16 protein-coding genes are annotated in these 19809 nt (G+C 45.9%); 11 read left to right on the top strand and 5 right to left on the bottom strand.

Annotation, left to right across the window (positions count from 1 at the left end):
- Positions 1-83 precede the first annotated feature (83 nt).
- The 6 genes from R7Q48_RS05840 to R7Q48_RS05865 all read left to right on the top strand — a co-directional run bounded on the left by R7Q48_RS05840 (position 84) and on the right by R7Q48_RS05865 (position 8130).
- Complete coding sequence (locus tag R7Q48_RS05840) at positions 84-1475, top strand: HlyD family type I secretion periplasmic adaptor subunit (protein ID WP_005374562.1); 1392 nt, start codon at positions 84-86, stop codon at positions 1473-1475.
- Positions 1476-1589: 114 nt separating this feature from the next.
- The gene (locus R7Q48_RS05845) at positions 1590-2273 is read left to right on the top strand and encodes a transglutaminase-like cysteine peptidase (RefSeq protein ID WP_005374561.1); all 684 of its coding nucleotides are present in this window, start codon (positions 1590-1592) and stop codon (positions 2271-2273) included.
- Between the two features lie 5 nt (positions 2274-2278).
- On the top strand, positions 2279-4192 hold the full coding sequence (locus tag R7Q48_RS05850) for an EAL domain-containing protein (RefSeq protein ID WP_005383568.1): 1914 nt from the start codon (positions 2279-2281) through the stop codon (positions 4190-4192).
- 15 nt (positions 4193-4207) lie between these two features.
- Positions 4208-6322 carry a type I secretion system permease/ATPase gene (locus R7Q48_RS05855; protein WP_005374556.1) on the top strand — a complete coding sequence of 705 codons (2115 nt, stop codon included), beginning with the start codon at positions 4208-4210 and terminating at the stop codon, positions 6320-6322.
- 493 nt (positions 6323-6815) lie between these two features.
- A complete protein-coding gene (locus R7Q48_RS05860) occupies positions 6816-7409 on the top strand; it encodes a mechanosensitive ion channel family protein (protein WP_017820061.1) in 594 nt (197 codons plus the stop codon).
- Positions 7410-7545: 136 nt separating this feature from the next.
- Complete coding sequence (locus tag R7Q48_RS05865; RefSeq protein ID WP_017635653.1) at positions 7546-8130, top strand: flavodoxin family protein; 585 nt, start codon at positions 7546-7548, stop codon at positions 8128-8130.
- Positions 8131-8193: 63 nt separating this feature from the next.
- Here R7Q48_RS05865 and R7Q48_RS05870 read toward each other — a convergent pair whose 3' ends face one another.
- Complete coding sequence (locus R7Q48_RS05870; RefSeq protein ID WP_193239610.1) at positions 8194-9819, bottom strand: ABC transporter substrate-binding protein; 1626 nt, start codon at positions 9817-9819, stop codon at positions 8194-8196.
- Between the two features lie 141 nt (positions 9820-9960).
- On the opposite strand from R7Q48_RS05870, the gene mpaA reads away from it, so the two are divergent.
- Entirely contained in the window at positions 9961-10671 is a 711-nt protein-coding gene (gene mpaA, locus R7Q48_RS05875; RefSeq protein ID WP_053350131.1) for a murein tripeptide amidase MpaA, read from the top strand.
- A gap of 19 nt (positions 10672-10690) precedes the next feature.
- On the opposite strand, the gene R7Q48_RS05880 is transcribed toward mpaA, so the two are convergent.
- Entirely contained in the window at positions 10691-11542 is an 852-nt protein-coding gene (locus R7Q48_RS05880; protein ID WP_005383578.1) for an SIS domain-containing protein, read from the bottom strand.
- A 242-nt stretch (positions 11543-11784) separates the two neighbouring features.
- Between R7Q48_RS05880 and murQ the strand changes: the two genes are divergently transcribed.
- The 3 genes from murQ to R7Q48_RS05895 all read left to right on the top strand — a co-directional run bounded on the left by murQ (position 11785) and on the right by R7Q48_RS05895 (position 15374).
- Entirely contained in the window at positions 11785-12687 is a 903-nt protein-coding gene (gene murQ, locus R7Q48_RS05885) for an N-acetylmuramic acid 6-phosphate etherase (RefSeq protein WP_017635657.1), read from the top strand.
- A gap of 28 nt (positions 12688-12715) precedes the next feature.
- A complete protein-coding gene (gene murP / locus R7Q48_RS05890; protein WP_213969223.1) occupies positions 12716-14170 on the top strand; it encodes a PTS N-acetylmuramic acid transporter subunit IIBC in 1455 nt (484 codons plus the stop codon).
- Between the two features lie 148 nt (positions 14171-14318).
- Entirely contained in the window at positions 14319-15374 is a 1056-nt protein-coding gene (locus tag R7Q48_RS05895; RefSeq protein ID WP_213866649.1) for a porin, read from the top strand.
- An 89-nt stretch (positions 15375-15463) separates the two neighbouring features.
- On the opposite strand, the gene R7Q48_RS05900 is transcribed toward R7Q48_RS05895, so the two are convergent.
- Both R7Q48_RS05900 and R7Q48_RS05905 read right to left on the bottom strand, forming a co-directional pair.
- A complete protein-coding gene (locus R7Q48_RS05900) occupies positions 15464-16129 on the bottom strand; it encodes a peptidase E (RefSeq protein WP_054575283.1) in 666 nt (221 codons plus the stop codon).
- Positions 16130-16166: 37 nt separating this feature from the next.
- Positions 16167-17078 (bottom strand): LysR family transcriptional regulator, encoded by a 912-nt coding sequence (locus R7Q48_RS05905; protein ID WP_017635661.1) that lies wholly within the window; start codon positions 17076-17078, stop codon positions 16167-16169.
- Positions 17079-17166: 88 nt separating this feature from the next.
- On the opposite strand from R7Q48_RS05905, the gene catC reads away from it, so the two are divergent.
- The gene (catC, locus tag R7Q48_RS05910; RefSeq protein ID WP_262592630.1) at positions 17167-17826 is read left to right on the top strand and encodes a type C chloramphenicol O-acetyltransferase; all 660 of its coding nucleotides are present in this window, start codon (positions 17167-17169) and stop codon (positions 17824-17826) included.
- A gap of 55 nt (positions 17827-17881) precedes the next feature.
- Here catC and R7Q48_RS05915 read toward each other — a convergent pair whose 3' ends face one another.
- A complete protein-coding gene (locus tag R7Q48_RS05915) occupies positions 17882-19561 on the bottom strand; it encodes a DUF342 domain-containing protein (protein ID WP_167415796.1) in 1680 nt (559 codons plus the stop codon).
- Positions 19562-19809 lie beyond the last annotated feature (248 nt).

The raw sequence follows: 19809 nt of genomic DNA on the forward strand, positions 1-19809 counted from the left end.
TTATTAGCCGAGCATGCTGACACGATCGGTTAATAATAATAAGATCAAAAAGATAATCCGTAATTATATAAGCAGGGACTGTGATGAGCCGAGATAACTACAACAAACTCAACGATGAAGAGTTGGATTTTGTTGATGACAAAACTGCAGCATTGCTCCTCAATACCCCCAACAGCGCGCGTTTTATGCTTTGGGTTATGGTGCTATTTTTCATTGCAGCAATAGGTTGGGCATCTTGGGCTGAAATCGACAAAGTCACGGTTGGTCAAGGCAAAGTGATTCCCTCCTCACAGATACAAGTAGTCCAAAACTTAGAAGGTGGCTTAGTCAAAGAAATCTTGGTCAAAGAAGGTCAGTTGGTTGAAAAAGGCCAACAGTTACTGCTTATCGACGACACCCGCTTTCGCTCAGATTTTCGTGAACGTGAGCAACAAGTTGCCAACCTTACCGCATCTGTGCTGCAACTATCCGCTTCTATTAACAGTGTTGCCGTTAATCGTGATTTTGAAACGGAAAACTGGCGTCAAAGTGTACTACTTGATTACGGTAAACTGACCTTCCCACCAACCTTGGAAGAGACTCGACCTCAACTCACACAGCGTCAAAAAGCAGAATATCGCGAAGATCTAGATAATTTACGCAACCAACTTTCTGTTATTGACCAACAAGTGCAGCAAAAGCAGCAGGACTTGGTAGAGATCCAAGCACGAGTAAGGAACTTGCGTCAAAGCTACCAATACGCGAAAAAAGAACTCGATATCACCAAACCTTTGGCAGACGAGGGCGTTGTTCCTCGTATTGAACTGCTCAAATTACAGCGCCAAGTCAACGATACCCGTCGTGAAATGACGTCCAGTGAGCTCAAGATTCCCGTATTGCAATCAGCGATTCGAGAATCCATGCTCAACCGTATTGATGTTGCACTCAAATTCCGCTCTGAACAGCAAGAGAAACTCAACAGCGCCCAAGACCAGTTATCTGCCTTGGTTGAATCAGCGGTGGGCTTGGAAGATAGAGTAAACCGAACGGTTGTGAATTCGCCAGTAACAGGCAAAATCAAAACACTGAACATCAATACTGTCGGTGGTGTTATCCAACCTGGTATGGATATCGTCGAGATCGTACCAACAGAAGACACACTATTGGTAGAGGCGAAAATTGCGCCAAAAGACATCGCATTTTTACGCCCAGATCTTCATGCTATCGTGAAATTTACAGCTTACGACTTCACAAAGTACGGCGGTTTAGAGGGAGAGTTGGAACATATCAGCGCGGATACCACTCAAGATGAAGAAGGCAACAGCTTCTACATTGTTCGTGTACGCACCGAAAAAACAAACTTTGGTCAAGATGCAGATTTACCAATCATTCCAGGAATGACAGCATCGGTCGATATCATCACAGGGAAGCGAACCGTTTTGGAATATCTACTTAAACCGATTTTAAGTGCCAAAACGAACGCCTTGAAGGAGTAAACCACATTAAGATACTCGCGATAGGGAGTATTGAGCGATAAGTGATTAAATAAAAAGCACTTATTTCTCACTGACGAACTCTCTAGAAGAGTATACTTGTGATACGAGTCGAATATGCGATCCAATTTGCAGCGTAAAGTTACATTATTAATCAGCTTAAGTTGTTTGTCGTTCCAACTTGGTGCGCTGAACAGTAAAGAACAACGATGGGTCAATACGGTCACAGCGGTGTACGGCGAACGTGCGGGATTGCGCGTAAATACATGGCGAAAGAACCTCGACTTATTTAAACAATTAGAGACTCATGAACAGCTCGCTGGCGTTAACGACTTTTTTAATCAGCTGTATTTCGTTGACGACATAAAACTGTGGGGAAAGACAGATTATTGGGCTACGCCACTCGAATTTTTAGGGAGTAACGCAGGAGACTGTGAAGATTTCACTATTGCTAAGTACTTCTCTTTACTCGAGCTAGGAATACCAGATTCAAAGATGCGGTTAATATACGTAAAAGCCATCGAACTGAATCAGTTTCACATGGTATTAGCTTACTACCCTACCCCAAGTTCTGAGCCGCTCATTCTCGATAATATCAATCCTGACATTGTCCGAGCCTCTAAGCGTAGCGACTTGCTACCGATATACAGTTTTAATGGTACAAACCTGTGGTTGATGAAGTCATCTGCTAGCACTGGAGAGCTGGCAGGGAAAGCATCACGGTTGAGCCTTTGGAATGACTTACGCTCGCGCGAACGTAAGTTGCAGTTAAATAAACCTAAAATTAACTATGACGAGTGAGAAACATGACCCTATATAAGAAGCTTGTGGTGGGGATGGTTACGGTCTTTATACTCTTGTTGGCATCAGTATTCGTAATCCAATTCAACACGACTCGAGACAGCTTGGAGCAACAGCAACGTTCAGAGGTCAACAACACTATTAACACCGTAGGTTTGGCATTGGCTCCTTACCTAAAGGACAAAGATAAAGTCGCGGTTGAGTCCGTGATTAATGCTCTGTTTGACGGCAGCACCTACTCAGTTGTTCGCCTTACAGCATTAGATTCTGACTACCAGATCGTGCGTACTTACCCAGTTAAACCAAGTACGGTGCCACAATGGTTTATCGACATGAATCTATTTAAAGCGATTCACGATAAGCGTGTTGTGACCAGTGGTTGGATGCAGCTCGCCGAAGTAGAAATCATTAGCCACCCAGGCGCAGCTTACGAGCAGCTCTGGCAAGGTTTTATTGGCTTGCTGTCTGTATTCAGTGTCATTTTTCTGGCTGGTTTAGTGGCAATTTCATACATCCTACGTCGCTCGCTAAAGCCGTTAACGGCCATCGTGAATAAAATGCATGAAATCGCGAATAACCAATTTGGTGAACCGCTTGCTCGTCCAAGAACCAAAGATCTTATCGCGGTGGTAGATGGCATTAACATGATGTCTGCTCAAATCGAGCTATCATTCAAAGAGCAAGCCAAAGAGGCGCAACGTCTGCGTGCTCAGGCTTACCTCGATCCTATATCTAAATTGGGTAACCGCTCATTCTACATCAACCAAATCGACCAATGGCTTGCAGAGCAAACGCAAGGGGGTATCGCGCTACTCCATGCTGAATACATTGGAGACATTTACGAGACCAAAGATTACCAACGCGCAGATGCCCACGTTAAAGAACTGTCTCAACGTTTGAAAAACACCATTGATGTACCGGGTGCCACTATTGCTCGCTTATCTAGTGATGAGTTCGGCTTGCTTTTCCCTCATATGGATGAGAGCGAGTTACGCATTTTATCGGACAGCATCGTCAATTGTGTGAACGGCCTAAATACTGACCCAACAGGCTTAGCAAAACCTAAAGCGTCACTAGGGGTTGCACACAGCAAAGATCAGAAAACGCGCTCTGAAATCCTCTCGATGGTGGACAACGCACTATCGAAAGCCAAAGCGCAACCAGACAAGCCATACGGCTTCATTGGCAGTGATACACCTTCTAGTTTGATGGGTAAACAGCAATGGAAAGCGTTGGTTGAAGAAGCCATTCATAGTGATTGGGTTAAATTCCGTTTCCAAGCTGCGAAAAACACATGGGGTAAAGTATTCCACAACGAAGTATTTTCAAGCATCGAAAAAGATGGTGAAACGTATCGTGCGAATCAATACCTATTCGCACTAGAACAGTTAGACGCCACCAACATCTTTGACCAGTATGTCATTGAATCAATGATTAAGATGCTAGAAAGTGGTGAACTTAATGACCCAGTCGCGATTAACATCGCGCAAAGCAGCTTATCTCAACCATCGTTTATTCGCTGGACAACTAGCATGCTGGAAAAACACGCCAAAGTGGCCTCTAAGCTACACTTTGAAATTCCAGAGGAATGCTTTATCGATCAGCCTCACCACACAGCACTGTTATGTAATGCCATTCGCCAATCAGGTGCTGAGTTCGGCGTAGATAACTACGGACGTAACTTCCAATCTTTGGAATACATCCAAGAGTTCCGCCCGAACTATGTGAAGCTCGATTACCTATTCACACACAACTTGCACGACGAAAAACAGAAATTCACGCTAACGTCGATCTCTCGTACTGCCCACAACCTTGGTATTACGACTATCGCATCGCGTATCGAAACTCAAATCCAGTTGGATTTCCTCACTGAACATTTTGTTGAGGTATTCCAAGGATTCATCGTCGACAAGGAATAAAAAGGTTTATCAACGATGAAAGACCCTTTACTGAATTCGCTCATCTACGTTAGCCGTTACTATGGGTTAGCTAACTCGCCAGAAGCGCTAGTCAACGGACTACCGCTATCTGACGGTAAACTGACCCCATTTTTGCTACCAAGAGCAGCGGAAAGGGCCGGATTGGTTGCCAAGGAAAACCGCGCAGAGCTGGAGAGCATCTCTAGCCTAATTCTGCCGGCAATCTTAGTTCTTAAAGGCGGTGACTCTTGCGTTCTCAACAGCATCAATATGGAGAAACGCGAGGCCGAAGTAACCACCCTAGAAAGTGGAATGGTGCCGATCTCTATTCCATTAGAAGACCTACTTGAGCAATACACTGGTCGGTACTTTTTAGTTAAAAAGCAATTCCGTTTCGATGAGCGCTCTCCCGAAGTGCTCAAAACCAACGAAGGCCACTGGTTCTGGTCCACCTTGTGGCAGTCAAAACGCATCTACCGTGATGTTTTAATCGCATCACTTCTTATCAACCTCTTTGCGGTTGCCGCTCCGCTATTCACTCGCTTGGTGTACGACAAAGTGGTTCCGAATCTTGCGTTTGAAACCCTATGGGTACTAGCGAGTGGCATCTTTGTCGTGTTCCTGTTCGACTTCATTCTCAAGTCGCTGAGAAATTACTTCATTGATGTGGCGGGCAAGAAGTCTGACATTCTAATTTCATCCAAACTGTTCAGCAAAGTGATGGGGATTAGAATGGAATCAAAGCCGCCTTCGGTCGGTGCCTTCGCTCGCCATTTACAAGAATTCGAATCTATTCGAGAGTTTTTTACTTCAGCGACCGTCAGTGCTCTCATTGATTTGCCTTTTGCCATTTTGTTCTTAGTGATTATATGGCTAATGGCTGGCGATCTTGTGTATGTACCGATGGTGGGCGTGGTCATTTTGATTATTCACTCGCTACTGATACAAGGGCCGCTGCGCCGCTCCATTGAGGAGGGTTCACGCCTAGCATCGCAAAAATATGCCAATTTGATAGAGAGCTTGGCTGGGTTAGAAACCGTAAAAATGCTCAGTGCGCAAAGCCAATTCCAATACCGCTGGGAAGAGGCAGTTGCGCACATGGCGAACTGGAATATAAAAAGCCGCCGAATTACGGATAGCATTCAAAACGCAGCAGGTTTTGTGCAGCAAAGTAGTAACGTAGGGATGATCATCCTAGGCGTTTACTTGATTGCAGAGGGCGACTTAACCATGGGTGGCTTGATTGCCGCAACCATGCTTAGCGGCCGCGCGATTGGTCCTTTGGTTCAGTTATCCTTACTCTCTACGCGCTACAACCAAGCGAAGTCTTCTATGACAATTATCAATCAAGTCATGGAAATGCCGGATGAACAAGAAGAAGGTAAACGTTACATTCACCGTCCAATAGTACAAGGCAAAATTGAACTTGAACGCGTGACCTTCCACTACCCAGATTCACCGGTGGCGTCGATTCGAGATTTGAGCTTAACCATTAACCCAGGCGAAAAAGTAGCGATCATAGGCCGTATTGGTTCGGGTAAAACCACGTTAGAGCGTCTCATCATGGGCTTGTATCAGCCGACGGAAGGTCATGTTCGCATTGATGATACCGACATCGCACAGCTGCATCATGTCGACATTCGCCGTAATATTGGTTGTGTGCCGCAAGATTCCAATCTGTTCTTTGGTTCTATCCGCGACAACATTACGCTAGGTCGCCCATTAACCGATGACCGTGACGTACTAGACGCAGCGAATCGTGCCGGTGTTACTGCGTTTACGCAATCTGACCCAGCGGGCTTAGAACGCCAAGTTGGTGAAGGTGGTGCAATGCTTTCGGGGGGTCAACGTCAAGCAGTCACGATCGCTCGTGCATTTTTGGGTCGTCCTCCTGTTCTACTCATGGATGAACCAACCAGTGCGATGGATAACCGCTCAGAGATGCACATTAAGCATCAATTAGCACAGTTGAAACCTAGTGAAACGCTGATTCTGATTACGCATAAAACGTCTATGCTCGACATCGTTGATCGCGTAATTGTGATGGAGAAAGGCAGCATCATCGCAGATGGCCCTAAAGCGCAAGTGCTGAACGATTTGAAACAAGGCAAAGTGCGTGCTGTTAGCTAACCTGAATTCACATTGATAAAAGACAAAGGCCCCGTTTAACTTGTGTTTAACGGGGCTTATTTTATTGGGAGCCCGAGATAATTAAGTTCTTCAAGCGCGACCCAAACGAGTACAAGGCCAACAATCACGAATAAAATCATAATCGCCTTTTCATCTTCTTCCATTTTTCAACGCCCTAAAAGCTATTTCAATTAATACACCTTAGGTTATCAGGACAAAAGTCATATTCAGCTCGTTTATAAGGAACTAGCGTCATAGAATGTCGGATATGGGATACAGCTCAAAGATTGCTCTCTTCAAAATCACGTCAGCTTTGGTTGAACATAAGTAATGAAGCCAAAGAGTTCGCAATGCTCACTAAGTCTTTGATTAACCAATATAGTACTCTGTGGTACCTCAACACAGAGACAAATGGTGTAAAGAAAAATTGTGATTACTTACAGCAAAAAATCAGCTATAAAAGCCGCTTTCTAGATATCGTCGAGATGAAGAAATGAATGATTGGATCCAATTAGAGCAAGTGAGCCAGTATTTCACTACGGGCTCCCTCGGTTACAAACTATTGATGGGCATTTTTGTCCTGATCGCGTATCGCATCCTGAAGAGGATTGTAAATAGAGCCATCCTAAATTTGGCAACAACGAAAGGTGTAAAAAAGGCTCGTTTGAGTTTTATTCAGCGCTGTTTCAATGTCGCGCTGCTATTTTTGACCGCCTCTATTTTTGCCATTATCACAGGTATTGGCTATGGCGATGTGTCTTTGTTCCTATCGTCCATTTTTGCCGTATTAGGTGTGGCGTTTATTGCGCAGTGGTCAATTCTGAGCAACATCACTGCCAGCTTTTTGATCTTTTTTGTCTTCCCATACCGAGTGGGTGACCGAATTAAAGTCGTAGACAAAGATGAAGACATCTGCGGTGAGATTCAAGAAATCAGCATGTTTCACGTGTTAATTAAGCACGACAACGGTAACTTGATCACTTACCCAAACAACCAGATTTTGCAAAAAGCAGTGCTAAAGCTGGCAAAAAACAAGCCAGAGCCAAGTAAAGCAAAATCTCGGATTTATACTCGCAGAAAGAAATAACCCACTAAAAAGCCGATGTATCTACATCGGCTTTTTTAATGCACTTCTTTTTAAGTTTTAGTGTTGACCTCAACTTAGCTTGAGGTTTTAGCCTTAGTCGGACGATTAAAAATCAACAATGAAAAAAGGAACCATTGTGTCCAAAATTGCGATTATTTATTTCTCTAAAACCGACGTTACTGGTCAGCTTGCTCGCGCGATTGCCGCAGGCGTTGAACAACAAGGCATTAAGCAGCAAGATGACTGTGAAATCCTCTCTCACCGAATTGAAGGCAATGAGATTATTGAGGGACGTTTTGTGAACCCTAAACTAATGGATGAACTTGCTGAGTGTGATGCGATTATCTTTGGCTCACCGACCTATATGGGCGGTGTAGCAGCGCAGTTTAAAGCATTTGCAGATGCAAGCAGTGAATCTTGGTATTACCAAAAATGGGCGAGCAAAATCGCGGCTGGCTTTACCAGTGGTGGGGCAATGAATGGCGACCAATCTTGCACATTACAATATCTACAAACGCTCGCTAACCAACACGGCATGATGTGGGTCGGGTTGGATAAGATCAGCAATTCTGGGGAGCAAAACCTGAATCGTTATGGTGTACAAGGTGGTATTGTTGCACAAGGTGGTGAAGATGGTCAGTTGCATGCTTCTGATGTTGCAACAGCAGAGTATCTTGGCAAACGAGTCGCTATGCTCGTGAACAAGCTCTCCACTCGCTAACAATAAAAAGAAGCCCCGTAAGATACATCTTCGGGGCTTCATATTTATCGCTTGTTTTGAGCGCTACTTCTTGATGTAGAGGTCTTTCGAGTAGATACGACCTTCTACGTTGTTCTTGGCAAAACCGCCAACCGTAGGACGAACCAAACGCGCTTGCATGTAGTAGTAAATCGGTGCGATTGGCATATCCGCCGCCAACAATTGCTCGGCTTGATCATAGAAACCTTGGCGCGCTTTCTCATTGGTTGCGGCCAATGCACTGTTCATCGCGTTGTCGTACGCTTCACTGCTGTAACGTGCAAAGTTACCCGAGGAACCTGAGCGAAGTAAGCTCAGGAAAGTAGACGCTTCATTGTAATCACCACACCAGGAAGCGCGCATCACATCGAAATTGCCTTGTTTACGCGCCACTAAGTATGACTTCCACTCTTGGTTTTCTAACTCCACGTTTGCACCGAGATTTTTTTGTAGCATCGACGCTATCGCAACCGCGATCGATTTGTTTGCCTCACTGGTGTTGTACAACAATTTAAAATCGAGCGGCTTGTCTTGGCTGTAACCCGCTTCTTTTAACAACTGACGCGCTTTCTCGTCACGTTGTTGCTGACTCCACTTACTGTATTCAGGCGGCGTCGCATCAAACCCTGCGGTGTACTGATGCGCAAAAGTATAAGCAGGAAGGTTGCCCACTTGCGTGACACCATTCGTAATCACATCGCGCATGATGGAGTACGACACCGCTTGACGCACTCGCACATCATCAAATGGCGGACGAGTGGTATTGAACGCGTAGTAATACGTGCACAATAATGGCACCACCGTGTAAGCCTGCTTGTAATCTTGTTTAAGCTTCTGCGCCATATGAGTCGGCACATCTGACGTGATATCCAGCTCTCCTGCCGCATAACGATTGATCGACGCGTTTTGGTTTTCAAACGGAATATAAGTCACTCTGTTTAGATGCGTATCTGCGCTGTCCCAGTAACTTGGACTCTTAACCAGTTCAATGCGCTCATTCACGACCCACTTATCCAATGTGAATGCACCGTTGCTAACAAATTGGTCTGGATCACTCCACGGCTTGTCGCGGTTTTCCACTGTCGCTTGATGCACTGGCATCATGGACGTGTGCCCAGTCATAGCAACAAAGTACGGCACTTGACTGTCCAACTCAAAACGTAGGGTGTATTTATCCACTGCCTTGATACCGAGATCGTCCAAAGGCTTTTTGCCCTCTGCTACATCGGTGATGTTTTTGATCTTGGTGAGTTTGAGATACCAAACATTTGGAGAAGCGGTTTTCGGATCTACCGCTCGGCGCAGTGAATAGACAAAATCATCCGCTGTCACAGGCTCGCCATTCGACCATTTCGCGTCTTTGCGCAAGTGAAAAGTAAAGGTTTGGTTGTCGTTGGTTTCCCATGATTCTGCCACACCGGGAATAATGTTTCCGTCACGATCTTGAATCACAAGCCCTTCAAATAAGTCACGAATCACATGCATTTCTGGCAGACCTTCGGCTTTCGCTGGGTCAAGCGTCGCCGCCTCTGCGTCATTCGCACGTACTAAATGCTGTTCTGCGGCAAGTTGAATGCCTTTAGGTAAGGTCTCCGCAGCAACTGATGTAGCAAGAAAAGGGGTGAATAAAGAGGAAATCAGCAACGCCGTTGAATGTTTTTTAAAATCCATATCGTTTTTCGTTCTCCTAACGCGTCTTGTGAAGCAAGTGCCACAATTAACATTTCAACCGTTGACGAGTTTAAACGGTTCAGTTTAGCTAGGTGTAATTAGCTTAGATATTGATACTACTTCATCAATCAGGAGATTACGGTGAGTCTAATTCCAAGAACGGAAAGAGCGGCATTTTTAATTCGGCCAACATCATACGGTCAATCCGTGCTTGGTGCGCCATTACTGTATTTTCCGGCTCAAGTCGAAAGTGCTTCGCGAGGTTTGATTTTGGCAGGCACTCACGGGGACGAGACGGCCTCGATTGCAGGTTTGTCCTGCGCGCTAAGAAGCTTGCCTGCTGATAACTTACGACATGATGTGATCCTGTCAATGAATCCTGACGGCAACCAACTAGGCACACGTGCAAATGCAAACCAAGTGGATCTCAATCGCGCGTTTCCAACCCAAAATTGGACTGAGCATGGCACAGTGTATCGATGGAGCTCTCACACACCCGTTCGAGACGTACAGGTGAAAACTGGCACTAAAAACCAACTAGAGCCTGAAGTGAGCGCATTAATTAACTTGATTGAACTGCGCAAGCCAAAGTTTGTGGTGTCGTTTCATGAACCGCTTGCGTTTGTGGATGATCCCAAACATTCCGACCTTGCCAAATGGCTCGGCGAGCAGTTCCAGCTGCCAATCGTAGACGATGTCGACTACGAAACACCCGGCTCATTCGGCACTTGGTGTAGTGAACGTGATTTACCTTGCATCACGTTGGAATTACCCGCGATTTCTGCCGATCTCACCATTGAAAAACATCTCTCTGCCTTTATTGCTTTGCTGAGGCACGATCCGGATCTTTAGTCCGCTGTTGGTTAAGCGATCATGTGAGGATCTGTTTGATGTCGGTACTGATATCGCTGATCAACTGACGGGCACTGTCGTCTCTTTGCTGAACCAAGATGATAAACAGCAAATCGGTGATCACGTTTTGCGCGGTACGCGAAGCAATGGATGAGCTGCGATGTTCCGTTTCATTGGCAATCGTATCAAACGTAATATCGGCAATACCGCGCAAGCGACTTCTTCCAGGCGCAGATAACGCAATCACCTTCGCGCCCTGCTCTTTTGCCGCTTCTGCCGCGACGAGAATTTCTTTGCGCTCACCCGAAAACGAGATTGCGATCTGAACATCTTCTGGAGAGAGCGTGCGGGCAACAGCAATCTGCACGTGGCTGTCTTGTTCAGAAAGCGCCGTAATACCAAGTTTAAGCAGTTTAAAGCTTAAATCCTTCGCGGTCAGTGCAGAGCCCCCAATCCCGACCACTTGCACTCGACGCGCTTCACTCAACCATTTTACCGCTTGGTGACACGCTTCGTAAGACAGCGTATTGGTGGTTTGAAACATAGCGTCGGTTTTCGCTTTCACCAGTTTCTGTGAAATAACCGCAATGGGGTCGTCAGCCAAAATATCACTGTGCAGCGGTGTCGACTGCATCGCATGCTTACGGCCAATCTCTTCATTCAGAGCTAACTTAAACTCGCTGTAACCTTTAAAGCCGATACGCTGAGTAAATTTCACAATGCTCGATTGACTCACTTTTACTTGCGCCGCAAGTTCTTGGCTGGTGAGCAGCGCCGCCTTTTCTGCGTTTTCAACAATCCAATCGCCAACCAAACGACCGCTTTGCGAAAGCTGAGTACGCCTCGCTACTATCCTATTGATAACTGACACAACAAAAACCTCAAAAATTTTAAATAAATTATTCCAAAACAGAAATAATAGGCGTTTGATTTAACCCCCTGATTATTCTAACCAAGACAGTTAATCCCGGATGTAATAGACGTATATTTTCTCTCATTATTCCAAATTTCTCCTGCATAAAGAATAACCTCAAGTGTGATTTTTATCACCAAACCTGAATATTTTATTCCATAAAATCGCCCTCAGATTGAACATTACAAAGAGTGCAAAACATGAAAATTGATTTAAGCAGATTGGTGACAGAAAGCCGTAACCCAGCCAGTGCCGAGATCGATACGCTTTCGACAATCGAGATGCTGCAAGTCATTAATGAAGAGGATCAAAAAGTCCCGCTCGCGGTAAAAGCGGTGCTACCACAAATTGCAGAGACAGTTGACGCAATTACCCAAGCTTTTGCAAATGGTGGCCGTTTAATTTACATGGGAGCTGGTACGTCAGGTCGCTTAGGCATTCTTGATGCAAGCGAGTGTCCTCCTACCTACGGCACGCATCCAGATATGGTGATTGGCTTAATTGCTGGTGGACATCAAGCAATTTTAAAAGCGGTAGAAAACGCAGAAGACAACGCGAAAATGGGTCAAGACGACTTAAAAGCACTTCACCTCACCAAGCATGACGTGGTTGTAGGCATTGCAGCGAGTGGCCGTACACCTTATGTACTAGGTGGTTTGGACTACGCTAAATCCATCGGAGCCACGACCGCATCTATCGCCTGTAATCCAGAATGTGCCATGGCAGAAGCGGCCGACATCGCGATTCTGCCGATAGTTGGCGCAGAGGTTGTCACTGGATCTTCTCGCATGAAAGCCGGCACCGCACAAAAACTGGTGCTAAACATGCTCACGACAGGCGCAATGATTCGTAGCGGTAAGGTATTTGGCAACTTAATGGTGGATGTAGAAGCCACTAACGCCAAGCTCATACAACGCCAAACCAACATTGTTGTGGAAGCAACCGACGCATCAAAAGAAGAAGCAGAGCGAGCATTAAATGCCTGCGGTCGCCACTGCAAAACCGCCATCTTAATGATTTTGGCCGATTTGGATGCCGAACAAGCCAAATCACGCCTCGCCGCGCACAACGGCTTTATTCGCGCAGCACTAAATAATAACTAAATAATCCGAGTTCTGAAGGATAGACCCTATGGCAAAAATAACTTCAAACACAGTATCGCAGTTGCTGTCCGCAGTGGGTGGCAGTAGCAACGTAAGCAAATGTGGTAACTGTATGACGCGTTTGCGTTTATCGCTCGCCAACAATGGCTTGGCTGATCAATCAGTTATCAAGCAAATTCCCGGCGTAATGGGTGTGGTGGAAAGCGATGAGCAGTTTCAGATCATTCTCGGTCCCGGAAAAGCTCAACAAGCGGCTGAGATGATGAATCAATTGATCGACAGCTTAACCTCTGGTGACAGTGAAGAAGCAGATATGCCGCAACAAGATCTTTCTGCCGTCGCAGCCGAGCAGAAAAAGCAGATGAAGAGCAAACAAACCAGTGCGGTTCAGCGTTTTTTAAGCAAGTTTGCCACTATCTTTACGCCGTTGATCCCTGGTTTTATTGCCGCTGGTTTGTTGCTAGGTTTTGCGACGTTATTGGAACAAATGTTTGTTCTCGACCAGACACCAAGCCAGTTTATGTTGGATTTGATCGCCTACATGAAAGTCTTTGGTAAGGGTCTGTTTGCTTTCCTAAGTATTCTGATTGGTTACAACGCGCAGCAAGCGTTTGGCGGCTCTGGTGTTAATGGTGCCATTCTCGCCTCTTTGTTTGTGCTGGGTTACAACCCAGAGGCGACATCCGGCATTTACTCTGGCATGAACGAGTTTTTCGGCTTTGCGATTGATCCGCGCGGCAACATTATCGGCGTACTTTTAGCAGCGATCATCGGTGCACAAGTCGAGCGTAAGGTTCGTCAATACATGCCAGATGATCTGGACATGATCTTAACGTCCGTTATCACTCTGTTGATCATGGGTGCGGTAACCTTCTTGATCATAATGCCAATCGGCGGCGAGCTGTTTAAAGGGATGTCTTGGTTGTTCCTCAACTTGAACGATAACCCATTAGGCGCTGCAATCTTGGCAGGTTTGTTCTTAATTTCTGTGGTATTTGGCATCCACCAGGGTTTTGTTCCAGTGTACTTCGCATTGATGGAAGCACAGGGCTTTAACTCACTATTCCCTATCCTGGCGATGGCAGGTGGCGGTCAGGTTGGCGCGTCAATGGCGCTGTATTTCAAAGCCAAAAAAGACGCTCTACTGCGCACTCAAGTTAAAGGCGCTATTATTCCGGGTCTTCTAGGCATTGGCGAACCATTGATTTACGGCGTGACATTACCACGTGTAAAACCATTCGTTACCGCTTGTATTGGTGGTGCTGCGGGCGGCTTCTTTATCGGTTTAGTTTCTTACCTTGGCTTACCAGTTGGTCTTAATACGGTGTTTGGCCCATCCGGTATCGTGGCGATTCCTCTCATGACATCTGAAAATGGCATCTTCCCGGGCATGATGGTGTTTGTTGCTGGCCTGCTTATCTCTTACATCGTCGGCTTCCTCGCGACTTACTTCTTTGGCTGCAAAGGCGTCGATTTAAGCTAAATCATTCTTCCCCTATAGGAATGGACTAGCTCGCGCCCTTGGCAAACAAGGGCGCACCCTCTCTCTACTTCACGACAATTTTTCTTATTCCGTTACTCGGAAGGGGCTTTGTCGTACCTAAAACAATAGAAATGAAAGGTCGTTAATCATGAAAAAGCACATTTTGACTCTACTTCTCCCAACATTGATGGCATCAAACGCAATGGCAGCGCAGCTGTATCAAGCGGAAGATGGGTCAGTTTTAAATATTTACTCTCGTCTTGGTTTCAATGTCACCAGTAAAAATGATGAGCACGGCGATGCAAATGGCGAGTTTGATGGCCGTATTGGTTTAAACGGTTCACAAACCATCAACGAGTACGCGTCGATCATCGGCCAAGCGCAATACCAAGTGGGTGCCGCTGAATACGCAAACCAAGTAAACGACAAACCGTCTCTGACCGCACGTTATGTATGGGCGGGTATTGATGCGAAAGATTATGGTCGCATTACTGGTGGTCGCGTGGCATCTGGGTTGATTATGTTTACCGACATTGGTGATGTGTTCGCCTCTTCCGATGTTTCTATGGCGCGCCAAGCGAATAAAGTCGACAAAACCGCAACGCAAGTTTTCCGTCAAGATGGCACGCTGCAATACCAAAACAGCCTAGGTAATGTCGATTTTTCTGTCGCGTACATTTTAGGAAACAACACTTCTGAGCTCGACTACGGTTACAACGCTGCACTGCGTTATACGCTAGACATGGGGAATTTGGGTACCTTGGCACCAGTGATAGCGATGCAGAAGAATAAAGGTGATGCACGTGAAAGCAACGACACCGATTACACATTCTGGGGCGCAGGTACGCGTTACTACCTAGGTGATTTGATGTTGGGTGCGTTGTACTCGGAAGATGAACTAGAGGGCTATTACTCACAAACCAGTACCGACAAAGTGATGGAACTAACGGCGGTTTACAGTGTAAATGACAAATGGGTACTGCGTGCTGGTTATCGTTCTTTAAAAAACAGTGATGGTGACGAGCTAGAGCTGAAAGATACAACGCTAGAAGTGCAATACAAACTGACGCCTCGTTCTTCTATCTACACAAACTACGTTGATCGTAACGGCTCGCGTGGCTACAGCAATGGACAAGAAGTCTCGTTTGGCGGTGCACACGCAGACGAAAGCTACTACCACTTAGGTCTGCGTTACGAGCTGTAAGCACGATACTTAATGTAAGTTAGCTGAATCCATGAGCTTCTTCTATGTCCGGTCAGTAGTTATTGCCTTTAATGCTGATTTGAAGAAGCTCACCCTCGCAATATGTTTTCTTCGTTACCTGTTTTAACCAACACACCGGCATCAGGAAAGCTGGTGACAGTAGCTAACAATTTTCCATCGACAAAGTGCAATGCCGCATAATCGTGAATGCCATAACAAGTGATGCTCGGTTGAGAACGAGCAAAGGCTTGGAAAACCTCGAACTTCTCACCTACATGAGAAAAATGCGCCGCAGCCAAACCGTCAATAAATCCAAGACAACGCATAACTTGGTATGCTTCGGGATCACTGTCTGTCACCGCAAACTCAAACCAACAAATTGCACCTGCGCTCATGCCACAAATGATGATGCCTTGTTCATAACACTGCTTGAGTATTCTATCGATACCCCATTCGCGCCAAATGGCCAACATCGAACGCGTATTACCGCCACCGACGTAAATGATGTCTTGTTCAAATAGCGTTTCTTTCCAACCAGCTTCAAACTTAAACAGCGGAAAATGGGTCACGTTTTCACTAAGCTTCGCATCGTAAAAACGTTCAATCACTTCATCGGCGTCTCCCGTGGCTGTCGGTAGAAAACAAATGTTTGGATTCTCCTTACCAGACAAAGACAAAATGTATTGATCGAGCGGGCTCGGATTCTCTCCCATCATCCAGCCCCCACCGCCAATCGCAATACAGTGTTTTCGCATTCCTTTGCTTCCTCAATTGTTGCTAAGTTTGTTGTCGCTATTCGCCGACAGAATATATGTTCCTAAAGTGATCAATGAACGCTCGCGTTCTTCTTGGTAAGTGCTCACGTTTTGGGTAAAGCAGATAAAGCGGCAAAATCGCATCCGTTTGCCATTCTGGCAGCAAACTCACGAGTTTTTCTTTTTGTGCAGGGTCGAGTTTAGCCAGTGCAAATTCATCTAACATGGCTACACCACAGCCAGCCAAAGTAGCATCCAACATGGACTGGACAAGATTAAAACTCAGCGTACTTTCTAACTCAATGCTGCACTGCTGTTGAGTTTGCTTATGCGTAAACGTCCACTTATCTAACACCAAGTCGCGACTTTTATAAAGGATGTGCTCTAAGTCACCAAGCTCCTCTGGCGTACTTACATTTGGTTTATCAGCTAAATACGAGCGATGAGCGATCGGTTTACAGTGTAAAGTGCGTAGCTGATGGCCGACGTATCCCTCTGGAGGAGTATCGGTAAAGTAGAATGCGATATCAAACCCAGCCTCAATCAAGTCGAGAGGTGTCTCTGTGAAGATCACTTCGACGCTCACTTGTGGATGTTGCAATCGAAACTCGATCAATGTTTGGCTGAGTAACGCGGCTCCGAAAGAAGCAGACGCCGCTATTCTCAATTTTCCCGATACGATCTCGTTTGCCATGACTTGCTCATTGATCTGCTCAGCGCCTTCGAGCAGTTGCTTTACCTGCTGATAAAACCGCAAACCATCGTAGGTCAAATTAAACTGGCGCGTAGTTCGCTGAATAAGCTGCACCGACAATATGTCTTCAAGCTGTTTAAGTTGCCGACTTACATGCGCATTCGAACAATTCAGGCGCTTTGCTGCGCCAGCAATACTTCGCTCCTCGCACAAAGCGACGTAAAGTGGTACGTAGCTGAGCCATTTTATTTCCATACAGTAATTCTGAATCTCTAAAATCAAACTACTGGAAATAATAGAAAGCCTCTAAACTCTGTACAACCTAAATTTGAAAGGATGAGTTATGAGTGTTTTCGACACGTGGTTAAAAGGTCAAGTCATTAAAGATCACATCACTAATACCAATATCATCGTTGGCGATTACAGCTATTACTCGGGCTTCTATCATCAAAAAAGCTTCGAAGAGCAAGCGGTACGCTACTTGTTGGGTGACCCCGTCACACTTCAAGAATGGCAAAGTAGAGAACCCGATAGCATCGACAAATTAATCATTGGCAAGTTTTGTTCCATCGCTTCTGGAGCCACCTTCATGATGGCAGGAAACCAAGGTCATCGCATTGACTGGATTTCGACCTTCCCCTTCTCTCCTGAAGAATTTGGAGAAGGCGTACAAGACGGTTTCGAGCGTGCCGGAAACACAGTGGTGGGAAATGATGTTTGGATTGGCAGTGAGGCGATGATCATGCCCGGAGTAAACATCGGCGATGGAGCCGTCGTCGGAGCACGCGCCGTAGTGACGAAAGACGTGCAACCTTATTCTGTGGTGGTTGGAAACAACCAAGTCGTACGTCAACGATTCAGCGATAAAAAGATTGAAACTCTACTCAATATCCAATGGTGGAACTGGCCAATAGAACACATTAAACAAGCAATGAAAGTAATGTGTAGCAGCCAAGTGGGTGCGCTTGCGGACTACTATCAAGAGCACATTGTCGATTTGTAGATAAAAAAAGCCCACACATCTTGTTGCGACGTGTGGGCTCAGTGAGTAAGAAAGCTTAAACCGCAGCGACGTCCTCTTCTTCCAAGTTCGCCGAGACTTTAATTTCGTATTGATTGAAACGGAACGAACAACCGCCATGAGTGCGCTTTGTCGTTACTTGTTCGTCGCCAAACTGCACCGTCACGCGAGTGAATACACGCTCTTTGGCTTCGACAATATTTTCTTCTAACGCGACTTCAAAGTCATGTTCCGTTTGTTCTAGCTTTTGCTTTATCGCTTCAAGCTGCTCGTTGTTTTGTGTTTTCATCACGTCAATCTGAGCTTGTTCTTCGTCGGTACGTTCGGCTTTAGGACGTTTCTTAAATTCGAGCTCTTTACGAATCACATCCATCGTGCCTTCTTGAGCGCGTTTGTATTGTTCTTTAAGCTCAGCTAATCGCTCCTTAAATGCAGAATAGCGTGCGAACGCTTCTACCTTAGTGGCGGTGTCGCCTTCTACGCCCAATTGTAAGCACACCACTTTGCCACCGACTTTTGCATCTCCGCCGCTGAGCGTGCCGTTCCTACCGTTCGCGTCTAGCACCGTCAGATTGCGCCCACAAACAATATCGTTATTCATGCTGTGCACCGCCAACTCAATATCTTCGCCGGCTTGCAAATCACAATATTGGGCGTAGCTGGCACGAATCGAACCTTTGGCTTTGACGTGACAACTCTTTGGCTGGCCATCACTCACGGTGTGGCCAATGATCCCTTTACCAACTTGGATGTCGTCTTGCGCTTGTACGTCAGCCGATTCAATGAAGCCGCCTACAGTAATAGAACCCGTCGCTTTAACAATCATGCCAGATTCAATGTTGCCACCGATAATCACATTCCCTTTGAATTTCACGTGGCCTGTATTCACGCCAACGCTATTGAGGCAGAGTGCGTTATCAACTTCGATGGTTTTGTCTTTAATCAGAGGCGTACCGGATACCGATGCAATCAATAGGTTTGGGTCTTGCTTGCTTATCTCGGTGCCCTTGCCTGGCTTCATTGGGCTGTCTTTTCCGGCTTGTGGAGGAATCACTCGCCCTTGAACAGTAAAACCAGGCGTACCTTTGGTCGCAGGCGTGCGGCGCATCACCTCATCGCCTACGTCAACCGCGATAGTTTCACCGAGGTTACGTAAATCAATTTTGTCGCTAGCAGATTGGCCGTCTTTGGGTTTGAGGATGCGTTTGGTGATGTCTTTAACAAGAGGAGTAAAAAGAGCGTCTTTGCCTTTGATAGGTTGCTTACCAACCGCTACAGGTTGAGAAAAAGTTTCGCCGGGTTTGAGCTGAGTGCTGACAACCAACACTTTCTTCAAAGCCAGTTTGTTGATGCCTTTCGAAACTCGCGCTTGAGCAAGGGCTTGAACAATCTCGGGGCCACGTAAACCTCGGCCTCCGTACGCGCCGACAACGTTCATACTGGCGAGCATGTCATTATTCGATAATTCAACCTCAACTTGCGCGTTGCGTTTTTCCGCAATGACGATGCCTTCGTAGGCCTCGGCTTTACGTTCTTTGGCGCAGTTAATGAATCTCACGACTTCCCCCTCAACAACAAACATCTTTTCAGCGTTCATTGCGACGAGCTGCTCGTTTAATTCATTTTGATTTAGCTCACCACCGAGGTCCACTTCTCCCGGAAGACGGGCTATCACCTTGGTCTTATCTTCAGATAACTCAAGACACAGCTTCCACATACCCTTACCACTTTGCTTCCCATCAACACTTTCAGTCTACCCAAATCCGTTTTCTGAACAAACCTCGCATTTCTTATTATAGGGCTCACGTCACTAAAGAAAGTAATCCATCAATAACGCTTAAACAGATATTAAGAGAGCATTTCGATTTAACCTAAAGCTCAATCAAAATACACGCCGAAATAAAAAGGAGCTGGATTTACAGTGTAAAATCAGCTCCTAATAATTTCATTTACAGTGTAAATTTC

The organism is Vibrio sp. 378, assembly GCF_033339435.1.

What these genes read in the sequence shown, in the direction of transcription:
- R7Q48_RS05840 (WP_005374562.1), top strand. Translation starts at nt 84, where the DNA reads ATGAGCCGAGATAACTACAACAAACTCAACGATGAAGAGTTGGATTTT.
- R7Q48_RS05845 (WP_005374561.1), top strand. Translation starts at nt 1,590, where the DNA reads ATGCGATCCAATTTGCAGCGTAAAGTTACATTATTAATCAGCTTAAGT.
- R7Q48_RS05850 (WP_005383568.1), top strand. Translation starts at nt 2,279, where the DNA reads ATGACCCTATATAAGAAGCTTGTGGTGGGGATGGTTACGGTCTTTATA.
- R7Q48_RS05855 (WP_005374556.1), top strand. Translation starts at nt 4,208, where the DNA reads ATGAAAGACCCTTTACTGAATTCGCTCATCTACGTTAGCCGTTACTAT.
- R7Q48_RS05860 (WP_017820061.1), top strand. Translation starts at nt 6,816, where the DNA reads ATGAATGATTGGATCCAATTAGAGCAAGTGAGCCAGTATTTCACTACG.
- R7Q48_RS05870 (WP_193239610.1), bottom strand. Translation starts at nt 9,819, where the DNA reads ATGGATTTTAAAAAACATTCAACGGCGTTGCTGATTTCCTCTTTATTC.
- murQ (WP_017635657.1), top strand. Translation starts at nt 11,785, where the DNA reads ATGAAAATTGATTTAAGCAGATTGGTGACAGAAAGCCGTAACCCAGCC.
- murP (WP_213969223.1), top strand. Translation starts at nt 12,716, where the DNA reads ATGGCAAAAATAACTTCAAACACAGTATCGCAGTTGCTGTCCGCAGTG.
- R7Q48_RS05895 (WP_213866649.1), top strand. Translation starts at nt 14,319, where the DNA reads ATGAAAAAGCACATTTTGACTCTACTTCTCCCAACATTGATGGCATCA.
- R7Q48_RS05900 (WP_054575283.1), bottom strand. Translation starts at nt 16,129, where the DNA reads ATGCGAAAACACTGTATTGCGATTGGCGGTGGGGGCTGGATGATGGGA.
- R7Q48_RS05905 (WP_017635661.1), bottom strand. Translation starts at nt 17,078, where the DNA reads ATGGAAATAAAATGGCTCAGCTACGTACCACTTTACGTCGCTTTGTGC.
- catC (WP_262592630.1), top strand. Translation starts at nt 17,167, where the DNA reads ATGAGTGTTTTCGACACGTGGTTAAAAGGTCAAGTCATTAAAGATCAC.
- R7Q48_RS05915 (WP_167415796.1), bottom strand. Translation starts at nt 19,561, where the DNA reads ATGTGGAAGCTGTGTCTTGAGTTATCTGAAGATAAGACCAAGGTGATA.